Raw genomic sequence first — 24,671 nt, forward strand, 5'->3', positions numbered from 1 at the left:
TCTGTATTACTCATTGGGGTAACTGAAATCAGAATATGCAGCCTTTGAGATGATTATTGGTGTTTATACTAAAAAACAACTGCTGCATAAGGTCGCGATGTAGGTGTAATCGCCTATTAAAGTGCCTCAGTGAATTAGACAGAAGTCGGATCTATTCCAATCAAAGTTGTTATTCAATATTAAAACAGCCCAAATATTTCTCTTTACTATGCTTGCCCGCTCAATAATCGATGCTAGCTTGACCGCGCAAAATATAGCCTTTCGCCCCGGTGGTCCATCGGTTTCTTTTGGTGTTTCGGTGATCAACCGCAGCAATCAGTTTGCGTCGTTTCAACTTGAAATTAAAGCGGCGGGAGCAGGCGAGCAGAGTAACTGGTATCATCTTTCTCCAGATGTATCTGCGGCGAAATCACCGGGCGATCGCACTGATTTTCAAGTTAAGATTTTAGATTCTCCCATCCCTGATTTCGTCGGTATCATCAATCTAACGGTGCGGGTTTTTTCGCCCCAGCTCTCTGAAGAACGACGATTAGTTCTGCGGTTAACGTTAGAACCTAGCCGTGAATTAAATCTACTGCGGATCGGACTACCCACCAAGCGGTTTCAAGTTTATCCGCGTAACATCGTGGATATTCCCGTGACTGTTAAGAATGTGGGGTCGCAGCCTTACCAAGTACGCTTGCAGTGTACAGAACTTGAGTCGTCTTGGCTAGTTGATAGCTCTGAACGGTATATAGAAATTGCAGCAAATGAAGAGATAACAGCAACTTTCCAATGTCAGCCCCCTAGAGCAGATCGAGTTGCAAGTCGCGATTATCCCTTTATCATAATTGCCAAAAGTCATCTAAGTTCTCCCGTTGAAGCACAAGGGATTTTAGAAGTTCTGCCCGTTGGGTTCATGGAGTTTGAAGTCCAGCCTCAGCAGCAGTGTATCCCGGCTAAAAGACCTTGGCTCCCGAATTGGCGATCGCGTAGCAGTACCTTCCAATTGATGTTTAAGAACAATAGTAATCTGTTGCAAACGCTCGATCTTGAAGTACGAGGCCAAGACGCGAAAGGATGCCAAATTCAGGTTAATCCAGAAAAACCCATTCTGCCATTAGGAGAAATAACTTCTACAAACTTAACCATCTCCCCCCGTCGTCCCTGGATCGGCTGGTCGCGAAAACTAAAGTTTGAACTCAAACCTTGGCTATCAGACCCAAGATTAGGGAGTACCGATCCAGCAACCCAGATTTTATTTTTAAAGGTTTTCCCAATTATACCCTTATGGTTATTGCTGGCATTGCTCTCAATGATCGCAGCCGCTATATTTATACCAAAGCCGATTACTCATCTAGCTGGCGTTAATGCCGTGCGACTCAGTGGTACGAGTGGCAGATCGCCACTGGTAATGAGTGCCTCAGACGATTGTTCAGTTCGGACTTGGGGCGTGACAGATTGGGGAACGCTAACCCCGCAGGGTAGCTTGAGTAAGGGGATGTTAGCCAAAACCTGCACGGATACTCAACCTAACTCTGACAAAGGACTTCTGGCAATTACTCAGCAAGCAATCCGTTCCCTAGCATTAATTCCGGTAAAAAATAATCAGGTCTTTGCAGGTCTAGAAAATGGAACCGTTCAGGTCTGGGATATCAACACTGGCAAGGGACTCTATACACTCAAAGACCCCAATGACCAAACAAGCGATCGCATTCTGGACTTGATGTTTACTCGCAACTCTCTGACGCTATACACTAGCTATGGGAGCGGAACCATTCGGAGTTGGCAAAGACCGAGGGATGTCCGTTTTGACTCAAAGCCTGCCAAGGTTTTGAAGGTGCCTGATCGCTTCGCATATCAAGCCTGGTCTTTAGCACTCAGTCCAGATGAAAAGATCCTTGTAAGTGCCGGACAGTTTAAGCGGCTTGTCTTGTGGGATGTTGCCAACTCGCAACCTTGGCAGCTAAGACTCTCAGAGAATGCTCAAAATCGCGGAGAAAACGACTTTTTCTGGGATGTCAACTTTGCGCCCAATACTTCCATCCTCGCAGCCTCTGATTCTGATGGTTACGTTACTCTTTGGGACTTAAGTCAATGTCAGAAAGCAACGCCAAAGGGGTCGCCTAAAGAGCAGCTGCCTCAGCAAAGCTGCGAACAACGGGCGAGGTGGCAGGTTTCAAAAACATCGGTTCGCAACATTCTATTTACTCCAGATCGACGATGGCTCGTGAGTGCAGGCGATGATGGTCAGATTTTGGCCTGGCGTCTAACCGCAAAGGTCACTCCCGATCTGACTCAAAAACCGAAGCAGATCGCAACCCTACCCAGCAGGATTACTTCTTTAGACTTGATTGCTAAAGAGCAAGGGGTTTGGATTGCCAGTGGCTCCGATGATGCACAAGTTCATCTCTATCGCTTTAACCCAGATGAATAAAAGTTACTGACAAAAATAGTCCAGTGCGATGATTGATAAATATCCCCAAAATCTGATAATGTCCTGTTTCCCACTTAGTATGCTTCCATTACTGGGCAGTACATCTTTAAGTTCACTGAAAGCTGAGGCTGTTGATACGACAAAATTACCAACTATTAATTTTATCTTATCACAACAAATTCCACCACCACAGGATATCCAACCACCCACCACATCTTCACCACTTCCCTCACCGGAAGTGCCACAGCCACTCCCTCCACCAGCAGAACTATTTCCACCCTCTGTCCCAACTCCTACACTTGAGGAACCACCCTCTGGCGACTTTCCTCAAACTATTGTTGTAGAGCGGTTTGAAGTTATTGGTAGCACAGTCTTTAGTGCCGAAGAGTTAGCCCAAGCCACTGCTGAATTTACCAAACGACCGATCTCACCGACTCAATTGTTTCAAGCACGTTCTAAAATCACTGAGCTATACGTCAAAAATGGTTACATTACTTCTGGTGCCTTGATTCCACCCCAAACAATCCAATCCGGTGTTGTGAAAATTCAGGTGGTGGAAGGTAAATTAGAAGATATCCAGGTAACTGGGACTCGGCGGTTGAATCCCAATTATGTCCACAGCCGACTAGCGATCGCCACATCAGCGCCTCTGAATCGCCAGCGTCTATTAGAAGCCCTGCAACTTTTGCAACTCAATCCTTTGATTAAAAACGTGACTGCTGAACTCTCAGCCGGATCGCAAACGGGTACGAGTCTTTTGGAAGTTAAAATCAGTGAGGCAAAAACCTTTAGTGGGCAAATAATTCTTGATAATGGGCGATCGCCTAGTGTTGGCAGTTTTCGACGCGGATTACGATTGAATGAAGCCAACTTACTCGGATTGGGAGATGGTCTGAGTTTAGGCTACACCAATACTGATGGTAGCAACTCTTTTGACGCTAGTTATACATTGCCTCTCAATCCCCGCAATGGAACTCTTAGCTTTAATTATGGCACGACGTCGAGTCATGTGATTGAGCCTCCTTTCGACTTTTTAGATATCGAATCGGCTTCTCGCTACTACGAACTGACATTTCGCCAACCAATAATCCAAACTTCTACACAAGAATTGGCTCTGGGGTTAACAGCTTCCCGACGCGAAAGTGATATCTCCTCCTTATTACAGAGAGAAGGAATTCCCGCCTCGGAACTTTCGCCTGGTGCTGATGAACAGGGACGCACTAGGGTATCTGCCTTGCGATTTTTTCAAGAATGGACGAATCGTAACAGTCGGGAAGTTATCGCCCTACGCTCTCAATTCAGTTTGGGCATAGATGTGTTGAATGCCACGGTTAATCAAGATGCTCCTGATAGCCGTTTTTTTGCTTGGCAAGGGCAAGCGCAGTGGGCACGGCTTTTAGCTCCTGAAAGCTTATTATTACTTCGTTTAAATACGCAACTTGCATCTAGAACACTTTTGCCTATAGAGCAATTTGGCTTAGGTGGCCAAGACAGTATTCGCGGCTACCGTCAAGATTATCTGCTGACGGATAATGGCGCTTTTGTTTCTGCGGAAGTTCAAGTCCCAATTGTGCGCTTACCCCAGATAAATAGCACTTTACAAGTTGTGCCGTTTGTAGATTTTGGTGTTGGCTGGAACAGTTCTGGTAGAAATAATCCCGACCCTAATACTCTAGCTGCTGTTGGTCTGGGGTTGCGTTGGTCACAAGGCGATCGCTTCACCGTTCGTCTTGACTGGGGTATTCCTTTAGTATCTGTTAACTCAAATGATCAGAGAACATTACAAGAAAATGGTCTGTATTTTAGTTTACTCTATAATCCTTTTTAAAATATTTTTGACTTCCCCGTACCCCTACAGGGAAGCAAGCTATGCGTAGCGTCTCCAAGAGTTGGGGCGTAACTTGTTTGATGCGGCAGGAATTAGTTGGAAGAAAACTACTAAGTTGAATCAAAAAGCATACTATACCACGACGGCAACCATTTTTTCTAATTTAAATAAAGCTGCATGAAAATTTTATTCTTTTATTGTGCAACTACCATTACATTTCAGCAACGCCATAGTCCTTTACTAAAAACGCTGTAAAGATGTTGAATCTCATAACACCACTCAAAGTTATCCTGAATCCTCCCACTTGCCTAGAGGGTTTCCCAGGGGAGAGCGTTACCCTTGACATCAGTCTGATTAATCAAGGCGAGCAGGGAGCCGCGATTGATGTGTTTATCGATCCCACGGCTCAGAACCTGCTGTCATGGTGTCCATCTGCAAGAAAGCGGGTCACCCTCGACTCCCAACAGGCTTGTGAAGTCAGCCTGGTCTTTGAGATTCCCTTAGACGCTCTACCAGGAAGTTATCCCTACACGGTAGTAGTAGATGCCCCAGAGCATTATCCAGAAGAGACACCGATTTATTACCCAGGCAGTCTTGAAGTTCTAGTCAAAGAGCAGGCTGTTATACGGTCACAAAAGCTTACCTTTTCAATTAGCCCAGCAACTAGTCCCGTTCAGCCTTTATTAATTCAGCCCAACCACCACCAGAGGCTATCAGTAATCGTGAACAACCACTCTAGTCGAGTGGATCGGTTTCGGCTCCATTGTCTTGACTTGGATAAAACGTGGTTCACGATTCAATATCCTTCCAACGAACTGAGTGAGTTAGGCGTCGTTTCCAGTACCGATGGTTTGGAGCTTAATCCTGGAGGCCAAGGTGAAATCATCATTGAGCTCCATTATCCAATAGACATGCCAGCTGGTCACTATTCACCAACTCTACAGCTTATTTCTGATAATGCCCCAGAGCAGGTCTTTTTGGATCTGGTGTATTTAGAGGTAAAGCCAAAACTTCACCTGAGTGTTGAACTGGAGACTATTCTGGGAAAAGTTAGTCACAGTCCGGGCCAGTATCGACTCATACTGACAAATCACGGAAATTCAATTCGACAATTGGCCGTAAGTGCTAGCAGCCGGGATGAAACCCAGTTGTGCTACTATGTTTGCAGTCCGTCTTCTGTTAATTTGTTGATTGGCGAAACAGCGACGATTAGTCTAACCGTTTATCCCAAGCAGAAATGGCGACGTCCCCTCTTTGGATATGGCTTAGAGCTACCGTTTCAAATCAATGTTCAAGACCTTCAAGCATTACCAACGCCAGAAAATTTACCGATGGGGTTGTTAGTCTGGAAAGCACGCCCTTGGTGGCAGTTTCTGCTGTGGCTGCTGGCAGGGGTTGGTGCATTGTCGGGACTCGGCTTTTTGATTTGGTTTGTGTTCTTTAAACCTGTTCCTCCACCAATCCTGACAGAATTCAAACCGGATAGCACTAGCTATACCGAAGGAGGCAGGGTACGCCTAAACTGGACAATCTCGAATTCCGATCGGCTCGCTCAGCTGGTGGTTTCTTCAACTAAAGATCAAACTGCGAACAGTCCCCAAGTTTACGACTTCCGTCAAGGCTTACCAACAGAACTGAACCGTTATTGCCAAATTCGCGCTGTAGGCGATCGCAATTTAACCTGCACTAACGTCGATACAGGTGCCCGACTGGCAGGAGAATACACTTTCCAACTTCAGATTAAAGCAAAATCAGTAGAAAAGCCTATTGAGCAGAAACTGAATGTTGTAATTCAACCTAAGCCACTGCCCCAGGTGATGAGCATTGCAGCACGCCAGTCTCAACTCGAAAAAGGGAAACCCTTAACCCTTAGTTGGAATATCAAGAATTTTAGCCAACTTAGTCAGCTTCAGGTTATGGGTCAACTCAATGAGGGTAAACCAACGCTTTTCAAGACTTATGATTTTCAAAAACAAATTCCTTCGGAACTAACGAAGCAATGTCAACCTCCAGTCAACGAGACATTGAGTTGTGCCAACGTGGATATAGGGCTTCCGGCTAAACCAGGCAACTATGCGATTAGCCTTCAACCTGTGTCTAGTGGAAGTCAAAAACAATCGCCACTCTCCAAAGCAATTCAAGTCCAGTTAAAGGCAACACCTCTTCAAATTATGAACTTTACGCTCAATAATCAAAGTTCAGAGGCGAATCCCTCAATATTCTTGAAAGTTGGACAAGTTGTGACTCTCAACTGGCAGGTACAGGGGGATGGTGTCAAGGTTAAACTCGAACCTTTAGGTGATGTCTCAGCTAGCGGTTCTAGGACATTCAAAGCGACCACAAATCTCTCTCAAATTATCCTCACGGCTGAAACCGAACAAGGTCAATCAGTCAAACGTGCGTTTTTGCTCCAAGTTGATACGCCAAAACCACTTCCGAAGCCGACTAATACCAGTTCTCCAACAGTAATACCATTTCCAAAGCCGACTAATACCAGTTCTCCAACAGTAATACCATTTCACTTTAAGATTGATACAAATAGGGAGCAGGGAGCAGGGAGAAAGGGTTAGAGACAAATCATTTGTATCAAGCATTGCGTGAAATGGTATAAGCTACAGATCACAGAGTAAAATTAGCGAGTTCAAGCTAAAGCAATGGCAGGGGTTTACAAACTAGAGACTATAAGAAAGCGAGACAGAACTCAAGCAGTTGTTAAGAGCGCAAAAAACGGCAAATGTATTGCAAAAACTTATTGAGGACAAAAGATCCTCTGGATCTGGTTATGCAGCAACTTCAAAAATTTGAGAAACAAATTCTACTTGACCTAAAATGTCACCTTTTTTGATACCTGAAATTTGTTCATTGCGGAGCATGTTCATCGCCTCATACCCGAATGGCACGCTTGTAAAGCCAAAACACTTGTGGTTTAAGCAGTTTGTAATTGCTTAGACTTTGTCATTAAGGGATAAGCTTTCGGGCGGCGTTTACGGACTCGTGCTTCACTCCGACTTGGGCGATGTCTGACGACAAGCTACTTCTCTACCAGAGGCTGCGCCAACGCGTCTACGCTCACGCCTTGTGAGCAATGACTTTAACAGGACTTACGCACAGGTAATGGAAAATCGAACCACAGAGGACGCAGAGAAGCCAGTGCGCCCTTGCGGTTCCCCGACTTGAAGCAACTGGCGCGACACGGAGGAATAAGAGTTTGAGAGGGTTTTTGCGTAAGTCCTATTTAAGTAAAGTACGATTAATTCGGTGAAGTTGTATTGAAGAAGCTGCTAATACTATTTCTTTATGATGCTGCGCCAAATGATCTTGGCTTCTTCTTTGTTTGTGTCCTACCCTGCGGGAAGCCACTTCTCTTCGAGACGCTCCGCGAACGTGTCTATGTGTTCAACTCTTGGAGACGCTGCGCGAATGCGGTTCGTTCCTCATATAGTTTGGCGCATCTTCATACCGAATTGGTATAACAGTTGGGGAATAAAATTATTCAAATGATGGCAAGTCTCTTGTAGCGATAAGCACAACATGTGAGTGCCATAAGTAGTGCCAGCCGACCACATCAAGGTACGAAGTAGATTGAAGGGGTTGTATAGAATTAACCTATTTGTAATAAAAAATTTGTAAAATTAATTACATCATGAGATAAGGGTCTATGCAAAAATGACCTTTTGTCGTGACTTTTGAAAAACAATTAAGCTATAACTTCTGAATTTAAATTAATACATAAGTCTGATTGCATTGGCTAGGAAATGACTTAATCTGAGTATATAGAAACGAATTAGATATCTGCTTATGCTAAATTCGATTCTTCAAACTCTTGCTGAAATTTTGACTAACGGAGCTGTTCTCACTAGCACTGAACAAATAGACTTTGGTCATCCTGCAAGTTTAGAGAATAGCAATAGGAAGCTATCACTTAATCTCTATCTCTATGATGTTCGAATCAGTAAAAAAATGCCAACTAATGGCAGGCAGGTTGAACGCTATTTTGATGATTCACGACAGGTTGCAGAAGTATCTAGAACACCCAGTTGGTTCGATATCTCCATTGTGATCACAGCCCGCGATCGCACTGTATTAGGAGAGCTTCATCTTCTGTCTGAAACTCTACTGCTGTTAATGCGTAGTCGAGTCTTGCGAGAGGAGTTTCTTACTCCTGACCTTCGTGGTCACGGCAACTTATCATTATCAGTCACTAGCGACCCACCCATTGATGTAGTAAGTTTATGGAATTCTCTTTCTATTCCCATACGGCCTGCTATTTATTTGACAGTAACTGTTCCCTTTAATGTATGGAGAAAAACAACTGTACCATTGGTTACTGAACGACATTTTGGGGTCAATAATTCAATTCCCGGTATCAGCCGAAACGGCTCTAAAACTCAGCGAGTTGCCATTGCTGGTGTTGTGAAAAATACTCTGAATTCAAAGCCATTAAAGCGAGTTCAAATCATACTTGAAGGAACCGAAAAATCAGTAACTAGCAACGAGGAAGGGTATTTTATGTTTGAGAATTTGGCATCTGGAAACTACATTTTACATCTTAAACGATTTGGCTATCAGTTTAAGACTTGCAATGTTTTTGTAGACGGAGAATCATGTATCCCTCAAGAGATATTACTTATGCCTGCCTACTAAATTTCTATATCAATCGATTATCCAACAAGGAGCATTTAACATGGCTAGACTAGATTACTTTGCACCAGGCGTTTATGTTGAAGAAGTCGATCGCGGCAGTCGTCCGATTGAGGGCGTTAGTACTTCGGTCGCAGGATTTATCGGTTTTACTGAAGATATACGAGGCGGGGCCGAACTCTTTAAACCCATGCTTGTCACAAGTTGGACTCAGTATCTTGAATACTTTGCCCGACGCAACTCTAACGGGTTCACAGACTTTGATGCGTATTTACCTTTCTCAGTTCGAGGATATTTCTTGAATGGAGGCGGACGTTGTTGGGTTACAAGTATTGGAACGCAACTCCCCGGTATTGGGCTAGAAAATTCAAAACGGCAAGCACCTCCCTTAGAGATTCCAAGACGCGGTAATAAGCCAAGTTTAAATTTATCCATCCGGCCTGAACACTTCGATAACGGACCCATTAAAATCGAAATTCAGGATGGAATGCCTCGTGCATTACCTCCTGCTAAGAATGACGATAAAGCGAGCGACCAGATTAAAGGTCAATCGCAGGGAACGCATAAAGTAGAAATACCTCATAATCCACGTGAGTTCTTCTCTGTAAAAGTGTGCCGAGACGATCAAGTGCTTGAGCAATACAATCACTTGAGTATGGATCCAAAACCTCAAACGCAGGCTGCAACCTACGTTGTTGAGGCTCTGAAAAACTCTAAGTATATTTTGATTGGAGATATCGCCCAGCCCGGACAGCCCTTATCCCGACGGCCCTTAAATGGTGAATACGAACTACTGCCTCCAGCGCCGAATTCTACACCTGAGAAATTTGCTAGTGAAATAGAAGGGGATCGCAGCGAACGAACTGGCGTTCTCGGCATCTTTGAAATCGACGAGATTACAATGATATGTTTTCCAGATTTAATGCGAGCCTATGAAGCTGAAGTTTTAAGCCTTGAACAAGTTCATGGTGTGATGGAAACCATGATCAGCATGTCTGAAGGTTCTAGTAGCGGTGATATGCCAGGGCCAACGAATCGAATGGTTGTGTTAGATCCTCCCCCCGATCGCACTAAGCCTCAAGATGTTGTTGATTGGTTAGATGAGTTTGGTCGTCGTTCCATGTTTGCGGCTCTCTATTATCCGTGGGTTAAAGTACCCAATCCTCAAAATGCAGGGCGTTCAATTCTTGTTCCTCCTTCTGGCCACATGATGGGCGTATGGGGTCGAACGGATGAATCGCGGGGTGTTTATAAGGCTCCTGCGAATGAAGTCCCCAGAGGAATTACTGGACTAGCATACGATGTCAACTTTAGAGAGCAAGAACTCCTTAACCCACTGGGTATCAACTGCATTCGTAAATTTCCGAACCGAGGAATTCGGATTTGGGGTGCCAGAACCTTGGTTGAACCGGACAAAACTGAATGGCGTTATATCAGTGTTAGAAGGCTCATCAGCTATATCGAGCGCTCAATTGAAGCTGGAACTCAGTGGGCTGTCTTTGAGCCGAATGACGAAGAGTTATGGACGCAGGTTAAATATACTGTTAGTAACTTTTTAGAGCGCATATGGCGTGAGGGTGCATTGTTCGGAGCTACTCCTAGCCAAGCGTTTTACGTCAAATGTGATGCCGAAAACAATACACCTGAAACAATGACCTTGGGGCGTTTATATATCGATGTTGGTGTATGTCCTGTACGTCCGGCTGAATTTGTGGTCTTCCGCATTAGCCAGTGGAATGCTCTTGAAACAGAACAAAACTAATAATTTTCTTAAGTCAACTATTCATTGAACAAAATCATTAGGAGAAAATCATGCCAGGTCAAGATTACATTGAGTGTTCTAGCTTTACCTTTACTGCCGGGTCTAAGATCAAGGACTTACCAGTCAAGGAGTTCAGTAATATGGGTATGGATGCTCCTCCCACCGATCATGTTGCTGGATCTGGAAAACAGGGAGAAAAAACAATGCAACCAAAGCCGTCACCGGTCAAACCGTTGAACCCAACGATTGTTTTAGCTGGGTGTAAAGACAAGAGTGCCTATACTTGGTTTAACAAAGTTAATCCTCCTACGGGTAAGAGTCCTGACTGGAAAGGACAACTTGAAGATGCAAAAATCACTGCGTATGCCGATGGGAAGAAAGTTATGGAATGGCAAATTAAGCAATGCTATCCCTGCAAGTATTCAGTTTCTTCAATGACTGCCGCAGGTGGAGAATTAATTTGCGAAACGATAGAGTTAGTCGCCCAAGAAGTTACGCGTGAAGAATAGCTAATATTCAGATTGCTTCCACGCAAAAATTACTAGCCCTCTTTTAATAGAGGGCAAATCTTCTCTTTTAATCCTCTTTAGTCCATTCATTTAGATACTTTAGTTCAACGAAATAAATTATGGTAAAGTTATCTAGAAGTCCTGTTATTCTTACTGCATCTAATTTCTATTTAGATTTAAAGCTTGATGGATCAAGCGACGTGGTAGACGCAGTTTTCTTGGAATGTCAGGGATTTAACTATTCGCAAGATGTAATTGAGTTTAGTGAAGTTACTTCGGGTCGATGGGGCAAGGCAAACAAAGGAAAGTTTGTGCAAACAAAACTTCCAGGTAATGCCAAGAGTGGAAATTTAACATTACTTCGAGGAATGACAAGTTCGATGGCTTTATGGAACTGGTTTGAGTTGGTTAAGGATGGTAACTGGGCTAAACAGAGAAAAAATGCTCTTTTAACAATCTATGAAGATGGAAAACCCCAGGCAAAATTTGAACTTACAGCAGCCTGGCCATCGCGGTACAAAATTTCAGACCTTAAATCTAATAGCCAAGAGATAGAAATTGAGGAAGTAGAAGTAGCTTACGAAGGGTTTAAACGGGTGAAGTAAAAGATTTATATAGACAACGCTCTGAATAAAGATAGTGCATTAAGTGGAAACTTATGAGTAATGGATTAGCGATCGCAGCGATAACAGCTGTATTCAAAAACTTATTAGAAGACGGCTTGGTTCAGAATGCAGCACTGTCGAGTATGGGAAATATATTAGTAACCACACTTCCCCCAGATCAGATTTCTATTGGAGTCGATGGTCAACCTCAGCTAAATCTATTTCTCTACCAGGTTTCAGAAAATCGTAATGCAGATCTGGGTGGGCACGATGCCAAAGGCAGCAAGCTACGCAACCAGCTAGCTCATCATCAAGCCAATACAGAAGAAAGTACAATTCTCCCTTTAGCCATCAATCTCCATTATGTATTGACCGCCTACGGAAACAAAGACTTTCAGACGGAAATACTCTTGGGTTATGTCATGCAGCTCATGCATCAAACTCCGGTTTTATCCAACGCCGCGATTCGAGCAGCGCTAAATCATGTCGCAACCATCAATCGTTCCGGTCTTTTGGCACAAGCGATCGAATCGATTTCTGTTGAAGCTTTGACCGAGCAGTTAGACCAAGTAAGGATCACGCCAAACTTATTTGATACAGAACAAATGTCTAGATTGTGGTCGCTCTTACAAGGTTCTTATCGACCCTCAATTGCCTACGAAGTATCGATGATGTTTATTGGATCTAAGAAATCTTCACTTGCTTCAAGTTCTAATAAAGGGGCATTGAATAAGCCGCAGATTGAGAAAATTGTTGCATCACCTACAAATAGCGAGATTGTAGCGGGGAGCAGTATAATCATCTATGGGAAAAATCTTAATGGGGATATAACTCTGTTGCGTCTGAACGAAGGAGAAAACCTATTAGAACCACAAATTGTTGAAGACAACAGAATTTTGTTTAAATTGCCTCAAAATCTACATGCTGAGGTTCAAAAGGTTCAAGTTGTTCATCAACAACTATATAAGTACCAAAACTATAAAGATTTAGAGGTAGTATCGAATGAGCAGACCTTCCTTTTACATCCAACCATAGACGATGGCGCTGTTCTAGCTTTTCAAGATTAATGTGTGCGGCTACACCAATTCGTTTTGGCATGACTCATCTTTGCACTCATTATATTTATCGTAAGCCGGGGCAAACGCATCTAAATTACTCTTAACCATGACCAAGATTAAGAATCAACGAAAGAATCAGTATTTCTCGCTTGGTTTAGTTTGCAGAACTCAAAGCCATTGCCTAAACATTTAGCAATAAGCATAGGTTAATGAGATTGATTTAGACTTTGTCGAGAATATACTAGACTTGTTGACATGATGCGGTCGCCCTGTATTGTAAGCGATTATCCGGTTATAATATCCAGAGTCAGCGCATCTTGTCAATAATAAAGTCCTAATCTCAATAAAGACCAAAATAATCGCATTAAGCTCCGCTTAGAAGCCTTTTTTAATCCTTATTATGGACTGGAATATTCCAAAAAACTCCAAACCGTAGTCGAGTTTCAAGTGTTTATCTCAACTCCCTTACCTTGGTTAATGATAACATAATTTAATTCCTTATTATTGGCTTATTATTCCGGTGAATTTTTTTTATTAAACTCTCGCTTTGCTATGTCTATTTTCATTTATCATGATTTTCTATCTCCTTGGAATATAGGTAAAATGGAATTTATTTATCTTTGAGCTTTCGTTTTTTACTTATATTTATCTTACTCATTCATCTAATGATGTATTAATTAAAATACTTTAAATTTTGTTCACTCTAATGATTTTCTGTCACTTGTGAGAAATCTGGGATAAGGATAATCTTATATGTATACCTCAAATGATTTTGAAGATTGGTATAAATCTAATCGAAATTATTTTCTCGCAGTCATTAACCAGCTTCACACAGTTCTTCAGAGCTATATTAATCAGCTTGAAAATAATTCAAAAGAAAAGCTTACTAGCCAGAATCAAGATATACATGAGCTTACGGATCTGGAAGCAGTGATGTTGCAGCCTCCAGCTTTAGAACAACTTTGTCAAAGGTTTGAGCTTTCAGAATTTGAGCGCTCTATATTAGTATTTTGTGCGGCTATTGAAATCGATCTACGTTTTTCGGAGTTATGTGTTGAAGCCCATAACGGCAATAGTCAATATCATCCAACGTTCGGTTTGGCTCTTAGTGCATTGCCTAACGCCCATTGGAGCGCTTTGGCACCCGATGGAGCACTCCGCTATTGGAAACTGATCGACTTAGGCTCAGGTAGTACCCTGACCAGCACATCTCTTCATATAGATGAGAGAATTCTTCATTATCTTATAGGTGTGAAAACAACAGACTCGTTACTGACAGAAATTACTGAGCTACCATTTTACACACAACAACTGATTCCTTCTCATCAATGCTTGGCAGATAGTATAGAGGCTCTATGGGAATTGAATTCATTTCAGAATTCTCCACCTATCATTCAGCTATGTGGTTCAGAGATGGAGGATAAAACCGACATTGCCCAAGCTGTCTGTCAGCATTTTAATCTACACGTAAGTCTTTTGAACTGCCAGCGTATCCCTCTCAAACCCAATGAATTAGAGACTTTTATCCGCCGCCTGCAAAGAGAATGTATTTTGGAGCGTAGAGCACTCCTTCTAGCTTGTGAGGATATCGATCATTCCGACAAGCTACAGCTCGCTTCTCTCCATCAACTGCTTGAGGAACTACAATGTTTTGCGATCGTTACGACACTTTCTCCACTTCAAGGCATAAAGCGTCAGATGATTCGCTTTGATGTTCCTAAACCCCTACCTGAGGAGCAGTTAATTACCTGGGAAACCTCTGTGGACGAACTCAAAACTCAACTTAATGAGCAAGGAAAATATATACCAGACTCAAATAAGCTGCTGGAAGAGTTGCAGGGACTCACATCTCAGTTTCAACTTAGTACCTCTATGATTCGTCGAGCTTGTACAGCAGCTGTCGGACAGTTGACAATGCAGTCTGCTCCTTCCCTAAAACAGGCTCTATGGCAAAGCTGCCGCATTCAAGCTCGTCCTGGATTAGATGAGCTTGCAGAGCGGATTGAGTCTAAATTGTCCTGGGAAGATTTAGTATTGCCGCCCCTTCAGAAGGGAATCCTAAAGGAAATTTCGGCTCATGTCCGACAGAAGGCCAAAGTATACGAAAAGTGGGGATTCGCATCTAAAAGTAGACGCGGACTGGGTATTACAGCGCTATTTTCTGGGCCTAGCGGAACTGGAAAAACTTTGGCAGCAGGTGTTCTTGCTAATGAGTTGAACCTCGATCTTTATAAAATTGAACTTTCTGCTGTTGTCAGTAAGTACATTGGCGAAACCGAGAAAAATCTACAGCAGATATTTAATGCGGCTGAGAGCGGGGGTGTAATTTTGCTTTTTGATGAGGCAGACTCTATTTTTGGTAAACGGAGTGAAGTTAAAGATTCTAAAGATCGCAATGCCAATCTAGAAGTCAGTTATTTACTTCAGCGAATGGAATCCTATCCAGGAATGGCTATTTTAACGACGAATTTACAGAGTAATTTAGACCCTGCATTCATGCGGCGACTTCGGTTCGTAACTCAATTTTCTCTTCCAGATGCCGCCCACCGAGCTGAAATTTGGCGACGGATTTTTCCGCCTGATACGCCAACTGAAGGCTTAAACGTTGAAAGACTGGCCCAGCTTAACGCTCCTGGTGGTAATATCCGCATCATTGCCCTCAACTCAGCTTTTATGGCCGCCGATGCCGAAGAGCCTGTGCAAATGAAGCATATTCTTAGAGCAACTCAAACAGAGTATGAAAAACTAGGGAAATCATTAACTAGCGTAGAAATTTCTGGCTGGATTTAAGGTTGTATCGCAAAAACTTACTGAGGACAAAAGCTCCTTATTAATTACATCTGGTTATGCAGCAACTTCAAAAATCTGAGACACGAATCCAGTCAGAGTTTTAAAAGTTGCTTTTGATTTTTGCTTTCGGAAAGTGACAAAAAAGAGGTATTAAGCACCCTACTAGTACGCCACGGCATAAATAGAGTAACCATCTAAAATCCCTGCATAGCTTATTCTATAATACTTTTGAATTTTGACTTTTAATTTTTGACTTCCGCCTTGCGGTACTAGTTGTAGTCCTTGTCATACGTGAACAGCACTTGTCTTTCCTTATACCCAAATTATTTGCCAGTTGCGTAAGCTTTGAGATTATTTATTTTTTCTAGCTTGCTAAAACCTGTCTTTTTGTTGTTTGATAAATAAATATTCTATGCTAGCAGGGTAAAAGTATAAGCATTTTGACCTATTTCTACTCTCAAGTTTTTATAATGCCTACAGTCTGCATAATTAGCTTGCTTTGCTCCCAATAAGTTCAGTAAAGCTAAAATCACACAAAACAATGCAGTGTACTTAATACTTGCATATTGCTGGGAGCAACGCGATTTAGTGAGATTGGGGTTAAATTATCAATAGAACTAGGGTTTTTGTTGCGATGCCTACGCGTACAGTACCGGAGGTAATCGCATTCCGAAATAGCCTATTTCCATTCTTGGTTTTAGCACTTCACCAAATCGCGTTGCTCCCCCTGCATAGATTGTAAACCTCATTTTTTTGTCTAGTAGGGAAAAAAATTATGGTGCTTAATTTTACTAAATATGATAGTATTCCTATACTACCAAAGCGGAGGCATAATATTAACAAGTTTTCTACCCATATTGTGCTAATTAACCAAAATAATCAATTAGCGTTGCAATGGAAGCATCAACCTTCTCTGCAACGGAATTTGAAATTATATGAAGAAAAGCATCAGGAGTTTTCTAATTTATTTTCCCACCAGGATAAAGCAATAGACATCGCAAATTTTTGGCGAAAAGTAGCATTTGATGAATCAGAATTAATAGCAGATTGGGAGCCAAGCAATAAAACAAAACTTGCCTATGAACATTTAGCAAGTTACTTTGAAGAAAAATGCTATTGGGCTGCCAAAGACTTATGTAAAGACCGGAACGCCAATTCTTGGGAAGAATATCTATGTATTGCCAGATTACTAGTTTACAACCCACTAAAATTGAAAGAAATTTTAGTTAAATATAATTCTAAAAGTGCGAATTTAGATACATATATAGCCAATATATTAAGAAACCACATTAAATACTCAGCAGAAGTAAGTAGATTTTCGCGGTGGAGATTGTTATACAAAAAGAGTGATAAAGAACTCATAGAAGCACTAAAAGTATTCGGAATTATCGAACCAGAAATTTCATTAATTATTTTTGCTAGAAAATACTTTAAACAAGTTTATTTAATTAATAAGGTTAAAAATCCAACCAGAACTACAGGTAAAAAATGGATAGACCCTGACGAAGAAGATTTTTCAAAATCTGCTCAATGTTATAACATAGAAAAGATATTACCAACTGCACCCCATGAGGTATTTGCTAACTCTCCTAAGGTGACTGCAAAACAAATACAAGATTGGATGGAGATTTGCATTAAAGCTTTAGAAAGTTATCCGATATCAATTTTACCGAAATTTTCACTTGATGCTTTAAAAAGTGAATTTGAAGTTAAATCAGAATTACAAGTTACGGAAATCGAATGGGAAAAGATATCAAGCATTGAGGATACAAAAGAACAAGGATTTTTAGCGAATCAAGCTAATTCAATTTTATCTGAGCAACTTCAATCCATGAAAGTAGATGAGCGGAAAATTTTACTTCTCTATTATGGATTTGAACTCAATCAAAAACAGCTAGCAGATAGATTAGGAATGAATCAAAGTACAATTTCTCGTTATCTAACTAAATCTACAATCAAATTATTAGAAACTATAGCCAGAATCTCTCAACCACAACGATGGGTTAAACAGTATGTAGGACGATGGTTAGAAAGTGAGTATCATGTACCAGTACACTCAGATTTGATTCAAGCAGCTTTGGTGTCAGCCATTAAGAAATTAGTAAATGAAGAACGCGAAATTTTACAACTTTATTATGGAGAGCGAATGAATGAAATAAAAATTGCTTCTCAGTTAGGTATTAGCTTTAATGAAATAGCTACAAAACTTACTAAAATAAAAAATCAATTACAAGAAAAGTTGATGCATGAAATAAACATTTGGATTAAAGAATACTTAGAAAAGTGGTTAGGTAATTATTATAAATCTATCATAAAAAAAGTTTTGAAAAATTAAGCTAAATTATGAAAGAAATAATTAAAACTATAACAAAAGATTTTACTAGTGGAAATATATATTCAAAATCAGCTGTATTAACTTTATTAGGGAGGAGGAATATTATGTTGAGTTTATCAGATTTCGTAAATATTGACACTAAGCATATTTGGTTAAAAATAGAGACAGCCGCACAAGAAAAAGTATGGCAACTTTCCCAACATCACTCAAATGCGATCGCAATTTACAATGCTTATCTTAATCGCATCTGCTTGAGTCCCTTACTCACTTGGTTTCAGGCCTCCTTACAAGAATCAACGTTACGCGCAGAGGTATTTCCTAGTGAAGAAAATTTACCTAGTATCTTAGAGATAGTAAATGGCACAGCAATTAAGGTGGGTGAAACCAAAATAGTATTAGTACCAACTGAAACAATAGATATAGAAGAATTGTGCGTACCACAAGAATGGGTAGATATTAATAGTTGGGCGGCTGACTATTATATACCAGTGCAGATAAATTTGGATGGCGATGATGATGATTGTTGGATACGAGTATGCGGGTTTGCTACGCATCTTCAATTGAAAAACCAAGGCAAATATAATTCAAGCGATCGCACTTATTCTTTACCTATCGAACAGTTAACTGAAAACTTCACTTTACTTTTTGCTACACTGGGACTGCGTTGGCGAGAAGAAGTTCCACCTGAAGTAACTTTATCAGTAACAGAAGCTCAAAACCTGTTGCAGACATTGAACGATGCTTCTATTTATTCTCCCAGGCTACGTTTGGATATACCATTTGCTCAGTGGGCGGCATTAATTTGCAATGAACAGTGGCGACAAAAACTGTATAATCAACGTTTAGGTAAACAAAAAAATACTGTTTCCACTGCTGAGAAATACTTGTCACCTAGCATAGAATCAATGAATAGCATCTCTGTAGACTCCTCATTGATTCAGGTTAACCTTAATCAATGGTTTCAAAAGCTGTTTACAGCAGGATGGCAACCTATTGACCAAGTTTTAAATTCCCAGCTAGGAAATTTAGTATTTGAGTTAAGAAGTTTTTCTGAAACTAAAAAAACAGGTGTAAATGGAGTCAAACTAATTGATTTGGGGGTACAATTAGGAGGACAATCTTTAGCACTGATGCTTGCTCTCTCGCAGGAAGAAGACAAAAAAATTGCTATCATCGTACAAGTTCATCCCACTGGCAATAAGAAATATTTGCCACCAAATCTCAAAATTATGCTTTTGGAATCGGGAAACATTCTACAACAAATTGAATCGAGAAGTCTAGATTGCTACATTCAACTTAACCGTTTTAAAGGTTTAAGCGGAACCAGCTTTTCTATCCAATTGACTCTTGATAATTTCATGATGATAGAAAGTTTTTCGATTTGAAATTATATCAAATTTGGGTAATTACTTATAATAAAGTTTATCAATATAGGACAGGTTGGATTGAACCTTGTGAAACCCAACATGAACCTTAAACTGGAGTTGGGTTTCATTGCTCAACCTAATAACCTACAAATATTATAAGTGTTTAAGCAAACCTGGATTAGCTAATTAATATTTTCAAGTCATGAATTAATATAAAAACACTTATAATATACATTGAAACAGGATGCATTATGCCTGTGAATCATAGCTATTTTATAATTAAAGATGAGTAAGTTAATTGTTATAAGCTTAGAAAAAGGTAACTTAAACGATGGCTTTTTCCCTGTAACTGCACAATTGTGGGAAACTAATAACTCTCGTCCGATAAAATTTATAGGTAGTTTACCTCCTGCACCAAAAATTGCTGAACTCTATAAACGCTTTCAATTAATATATCAAGCACTTCATAAACGATTCGTAAGTCGTTCTGGACTCGAAGTAGAATCAACAGGTTTAAATAACGTTAGTGAAGTAGATTTTAGTGAAGTTCAAGAACAGTTATATGAAGCAATAAATTCTTGGCTAAACTCTGATTTATTTCGCCCAATAGATCAAAAACTACGAGAAACATTGGCTTTAGATGAAGAATTTCAAGTTATTATTGAAGCAAGCGATTATCTTCTGCAACGCCTACCTTGGCATTTGTGGAATTTTATTGAGCATTACCAATTATGCGAAGTTGCTGTAAGTACTCCAAAATATGAGCGAGTAATACCATTACCCAAACAAAAAACAAATAAAGTTAGAATATTGGCAATTTTGGGTAATAGTCAAGGAATTGATATTCAGCAAGATAGAAAAATTTTAGAACAATTACCAGATGCATCAACAGTATTTTTAGTAGAACCTTCACGTCAGGAATTAGATAAGTGGCTTTGGGATAAACAAGGCTGGGATATACTGTTTTTTGCTGGCCATAGTCATAGCCAAGATGATAAAGGTCAGATACATATAAATCCAACTAGTAGTTTAACAATAACTGAGTTAAAAAACGCGTTAAGTTACGCAATTTCACGCGGGTTAAAAATAGCTATTTTTAATTCTTGTGATGGTTTGGGATTAGCGCGACAGTTAGCTGATTTGCAAATTAACCAAATTATTGTCATGCGGGAAGAAATACCGGACTTAATAGCACAAGAATTTGTGAAACATTTCTTGGGAGCTTTTTCTGAAGGTCAATCTTTATATTTAGCGGTGCGTTATGCACGTTCAAGATTACAGGGTTTGGAAGAGGAATTTCCTGGTGCTTCTTGGCTACCTGTAATTTGTCAAAATATAGCGGAAGAGACTCTAACTTGGCAAGAATTATGCGGTCCAACTAACATAATTGCTTTCCCTAAATTGACAGCGCGGAATCTGAAAATCACATTTTTAGTGAGTGTCTTGATCACCAGCTTAATTACGGGAATGCGATCGCTCGGCTTCATGCAACAATGGGAACTGTCAGCTTTCGACTCAATGATGCGGATGCGACCTGATGAAGGTGCAGATAAGCGGATTTTGGTGATTACTGTCACAGAAGCAGATATTCAGGCTCAAAAAGAAAGACAAAAATCATCACTATCAGATAGTACACTACAAGAACTATTGCAAAAATTGTCACTTTATAAACCAAGAGCCATTGGTTTAGATATTTATCGAGATTTTCCGGTAGGTTCTCAATATCCAGATTTAGCAAATCATTTGAGAACAAACGACAATTTTATTGCTATCTGTCAAGTTAGCGATAGCAAAAAACAAGCAGTTGGGATTTCACCACCACCGGAAATTCCACCTAACCGCATAGGTTTTAGTGATGTTGTATTTGATAGCGATTTAGTAATTCGTCGTAATCTACTATATATGACACCAGAACCTGGGTCAAATTGCAAGTCGCCCTACTCCCTGAACTTTGAACTCGCACGACAATATCTAGCTAAAGAAGGCATCGGATTCGATATTACTGACGAAGGCTACTTGCAGCTTGGCAAAATAGTCTTTAAACCTATAGATGTCCCCACAGGTGGTTACCAGAAATTTGATACATACGGACACCAAATACTACTTAATTATCGATCTTCGCGGGAGGTTGTTAAACAAGTCAGTGTCGCACAAGTCCTGAATAATCAATTCAACCCCAATTGGGTAAAAGATAAGATTGTTTTGATTGGCGTTGACTCACAAAGCGCTAAAGACTATTTTCTTACACCTTACAGTATGGCAACTTCCCCCCACCAGGAAATTTCTGGGGTACTGCTTCACGCACACATGGTTAGTCAAATTATAAGTGCTGTTTTAGACAAGCGATCGCTGCTGTGGGTTTTACCTGCATGGGGTGAAATCCTGTGGATTTGCAGTACATCTTTGGTAGCCGGAATATTAGCTGTATACAGTCGGTCACAATTGAAACTTGCTATTCTGATCAGTGCTGAATTACTCATCCTCTACGGATGCTGCTTTATTCTCTTGCTATATGGAGGTTGGATGCCATTTCTTCCCTCCGCACTGGGATTAGTAATCACTGGAATCAGTGTAAAAAATATGAAAAATTATTGATAAAAAAATAACTGTAAATAATTGGAAATTTAATTATGACTAAAATCAACTTTCTTTCACCACCAAAAGTATTAGTATTGAGTGCAACTTTTTTATTAGTTAATATTACACAATTATCAGCACAAACTCAGCAATCAAATACTACAACAATACGTTTTGTTCAGCCAACCTTAGAAAGGCAACCAGAAAATCGAGGCGCACCGAAAGACAGAATAGGTGCAGGAACTCGCGGGGATTGCCCAGTTGCGAACAAACCTCTCACAGCTTTAGTACCTTTGGTGTCAACCGCAAATCAGAAGCAAGCAAGAACAGGCACAGCTACCACAGAATATGTTTTAGGCTTAACCACAGATGAACATCCAACTTTTTGGTTTTACGTTCCCTATATACCCAAGAATATCAACTCGGTGAAATTTGTCTTACTGGATGAAAAAAATAACTATATTACCAAAGAACCAATTCCGATTACTTTATCCAACACGCCCGGAGTGATTAGGGTTAGTGTTCCTAGAACAGAGAAACCCCTGGAAATTGGACAGTATTATCACTGGTACTTTTTGATTGGTTGTAACCTGCAAAACCCCTCAGCAGATATAGCAGTTGAGGGGTTAGTGCAACGCATTGTCCCAAAAGATGAATTAACACGTCGCTTACGTACAGCAACTCCACTTCAACGAGTAGCCCTTTATGCTCAAGCAGGTATTTGGCAAGATGCTGTAACTATTTTAGGAGAACTTTACGCCCGCAAACGTCAAGATGCAGCTTTAGCGACTGATTGGAAAAATTTGTTGGAGTCTGTGGGGTTGGAAAATATTTCTACCGAAGCGATCGCACCTTGTTGTACTCTCTAGCATGGGCATAGGGTATTGGACATTTGCGCTCGCTTTTTCTACTTCATTTAGAGGGATGCAATTTTGGACAAATATATATTTAATTTGCGCTTCAAAGGGCTAGGAATTGCGTTCGCAAAGCGACTACGAAGGAGTATCGCCCAAGTCCTAACTTGTCAGTTCGCTGGTGCAATAATATTCTCTGCTAATTGCGCGATCGCCCAAATTACGCCGGATGGTACTCTGCCGAATAATTCTAATGTAAAATTAGACGGCAACACCAGAATTATTGAGGGTGGAACTACAAGAGGCCCTAATGTGTTCCACAGTTTCTCTGAGTTTTCTGTTCCGAATGGAAGTACTGCTTTCTTCAATAATTCACTAGATATTCAGAACATCCTGACACGAGTAACAGGTAAGTCAATTTCTAATATTGATGGCTTAATTCGTGCTAATGGGAAAGCAAACTTATTCTTACTTAACCCCAATGGCATTATTTTTGGACAAAATGCCCGATTAGATATTGGCGGATCGTTTTCTGCAACTACAGCAAGCAGTTTCAAGTTTCCTAATGGCAGTACCTTCAGTGCTACTAATCCCCAAGCACCGCCATTACTGACGGTAAACATTACACCAGGGTTGCAATATGGAGCAAGTCAGCCAGGGGCGACTATTACCAACACCGGAAATTTAGCACCCAAGCAAGACCTGACATTAGTAGCTGACAAACTTGATTTGCAGGGACAGTTAAAAGCAGGCAGAGATTTAACACTGCAAGCTGCTGATACAGTGCAAGTGCGAGACAGTGTGACAACTCCGTTTTTAGCTCAAGCAGGTGGTAATCTCACAATTGGGGGAAATCAAGGAATTGATATTCTGGCGCTAAATCATCCAACGCAAACACCGTTTGTGAGTGGAGGCGATTTCAGCTTAATCAGTGATGGAATTATTTCTCTTGATGCTCGTTTTACCAGTGGTGGGAATTTTTCGCTTAAGAGTGTATCAGGGGGACTGGCAAACTTCGTTAGCAAATATGACCCGATTATTAGTAGTAATGGCGACGTGGATGTTGCAGCTAACTATACAGGAGCATCGTTGTTAGTCGAAAGCAAAGGTAATATTCGCTTTGGGGGTGATATTAATATCACTACACCGGATACTAGCGTACCAGCCGGACAAGATACTGCAACTTTAAGTAACAGTACGGCGTTAATTATGCGTTCTGGGCAGAGTACTCTGACTTATGGTGGTGTTAATTCTGGTTCGGTACCTGCATTGAACAGTGGAACTGTGCCAGAGGGAATTACTTTGGGTGGAAATGTTACTTTACAGCCGTTTAATGATGCAGTCCCCTTAGTTAGCTTAACGACAGTATCTGGAGATGTGAATACTAAAGGAATCACAACTAATCGGGGTGAAATTAGCCTAAACGCTGAAAATGGTAGCATTACCACAGGCATTTTAAACTCTTCCTCACTATCTAATTCTGACAGTGATAGAAACGGGGGTGCTATTACATTAAGCGCTAAAGGCAGCATCAACACTGGTAGTTTGTTCTCTGCTACATACTCTGGTTCTAGTAATACTGGAAATGGTGGTGCGATTAGTCTTAAAGCCTCGGATAGTATCAACATCACTGACACTTTTAACACTCAACCTGGAGCTTTTGTTAGTGGTGCCTTGAATACTTCATCATTCTCTCCTAATGGCTCGGCGAAAAAAGGCGGTGGAATTAACCTTGTTGCTAACAATAGTATCAATATCAATGGTAATTTATATGCTTACTCGGTTTCTTCTAATGGCATTGCAGGAGATGGAGGTGATATTCGCTTTGAAGCTAAAAACGGCAGTATTACCACTGGTAATTTAAGTACTAATTCCGCTTCTAATTCTTCTGTTTCATCTGGAAATGGCGGCGCGATCGCTTTGACTGCT

Annotated in this window: 14 protein-coding genes; all 14 read left to right on the top strand. The window is 40.8% G+C overall.

Annotated elements, in window-relative coordinates; all coding sequences use genetic code 11:
• The first annotated feature begins 208 nt into the window (after nt 1–208).
• Complete coding sequence (locus ACFFAP_RS02465; RefSeq protein ID WP_375509734.1) at nt 209–2,416, top strand: hypothetical protein; 2,208 nt, start codon at nt 209–211, stop codon at nt 2,414–2,416.
• A 28-nt stretch (nt 2,417–2,444) separates the two neighbouring features.
• The gene (locus tag ACFFAP_RS02470; protein ID WP_375509735.1) at nt 2,445–4,244 is read left to right on the top strand and encodes a ShlB/FhaC/HecB family hemolysin secretion/activation protein; all 1,800 of its coding nucleotides are present in this window, start codon (nt 2,445–2,447) and stop codon (nt 4,242–4,244) included.
• 257 nt (nt 4,245–4,501) lie between these two features.
• On the top strand, nt 4,502–6,814 hold the full coding sequence (locus tag ACFFAP_RS02475; RefSeq protein WP_375509736.1) for a hypothetical protein: 2,313 nt from the start codon (nt 4,502–4,504) through the stop codon (nt 6,812–6,814).
• A 1,228-nt stretch (nt 6,815–8,042) separates the two neighbouring features.
• Nucleotides 8,043–8,888, top strand: a complete 846-nt coding sequence (locus ACFFAP_RS02480; RefSeq protein WP_375509737.1) for a Pvc16 family protein — start codon at nt 8,043–8,045, stop codon at nt 8,886–8,888.
• Between the two features lie 40 nt (nt 8,889–8,928).
• On the top strand, nt 8,929–10,647 hold the full coding sequence (locus tag ACFFAP_RS02485) for a phage tail sheath family protein (RefSeq protein WP_375509738.1): 1,719 nt from the start codon (nt 8,929–8,931) through the stop codon (nt 10,645–10,647).
• Nucleotides 10,648–10,697: 50 nt separating this feature from the next.
• Nucleotides 10,698–11,156, top strand: a complete 459-nt coding sequence (locus ACFFAP_RS02490; RefSeq protein ID WP_375509739.1) for a phage tail protein — start codon at nt 10,698–10,700, stop codon at nt 11,154–11,156.
• A gap of 119 nt (nt 11,157–11,275) precedes the next feature.
• On the top strand, nt 11,276–11,761 hold the full coding sequence (locus ACFFAP_RS02495; RefSeq protein ID WP_375509740.1) for a phage tail protein: 486 nt from the start codon (nt 11,276–11,278) through the stop codon (nt 11,759–11,761).
• Between the two features lie 53 nt (nt 11,762–11,814).
• Nucleotides 11,815–12,828, top strand: a complete 1,014-nt coding sequence (locus ACFFAP_RS02500) for a DUF4255 domain-containing protein (protein ID WP_375509741.1) — start codon at nt 11,815–11,817, stop codon at nt 12,826–12,828.
• Nucleotides 12,829–13,572: 744 nt separating this feature from the next.
• Nucleotides 13,573–15,609 (top strand): ATP-binding protein, encoded by a 2,037-nt coding sequence (locus ACFFAP_RS02505; RefSeq protein ID WP_375509742.1) that lies wholly within the window; start codon nt 13,573–13,575, stop codon nt 15,607–15,609.
• A gap of 775 nt (nt 15,610–16,384) precedes the next feature.
• The gene (locus tag ACFFAP_RS02510; RefSeq protein ID WP_375509743.1) at nt 16,385–17,944 is read left to right on the top strand and encodes a sigma-70 family RNA polymerase sigma factor; all 1,560 of its coding nucleotides are present in this window, start codon (nt 16,385–16,387) and stop codon (nt 17,942–17,944) included.
• Between the two features lie 104 nt (nt 17,945–18,048).
• Nucleotides 18,049–19,329, top strand: coding sequence for a DUF1822 family protein (locus tag ACFFAP_RS02515; protein WP_375509744.1), 1,281 nt, complete (start codon nt 18,049–18,051; stop codon nt 19,327–19,329).
• Between the two features lie 267 nt (nt 19,330–19,596).
• Entirely contained in the window at nt 19,597–21,906 is a 2,310-nt protein-coding gene (locus ACFFAP_RS02520; RefSeq protein WP_375509745.1) for a CHASE2 domain-containing protein, read from the top strand.
• 35 nt (nt 21,907–21,941) lie between these two features.
• A complete protein-coding gene (locus ACFFAP_RS02525) occupies nt 21,942–22,757 on the top strand; it encodes a DUF928 domain-containing protein (protein ID WP_375509746.1) in 816 nt (271 codons plus the stop codon).
• Nucleotides 22,758–22,820: 63 nt separating this feature from the next.
• Nucleotides 22,821–24,671: filamentous hemagglutinin N-terminal domain-containing protein (locus tag ACFFAP_RS02530; protein WP_375509747.1), on the top strand; the 1,851-nt coding region annotated here is incomplete at its 3' end.

The sequence above is a fragment of the uncultured Nostoc sp. genome (assembly GCF_964245575.1).
GTDB lineage: Bacteria > Cyanobacteriota > Cyanobacteriia > Cyanobacteriales > Nostocaceae > Nostoc.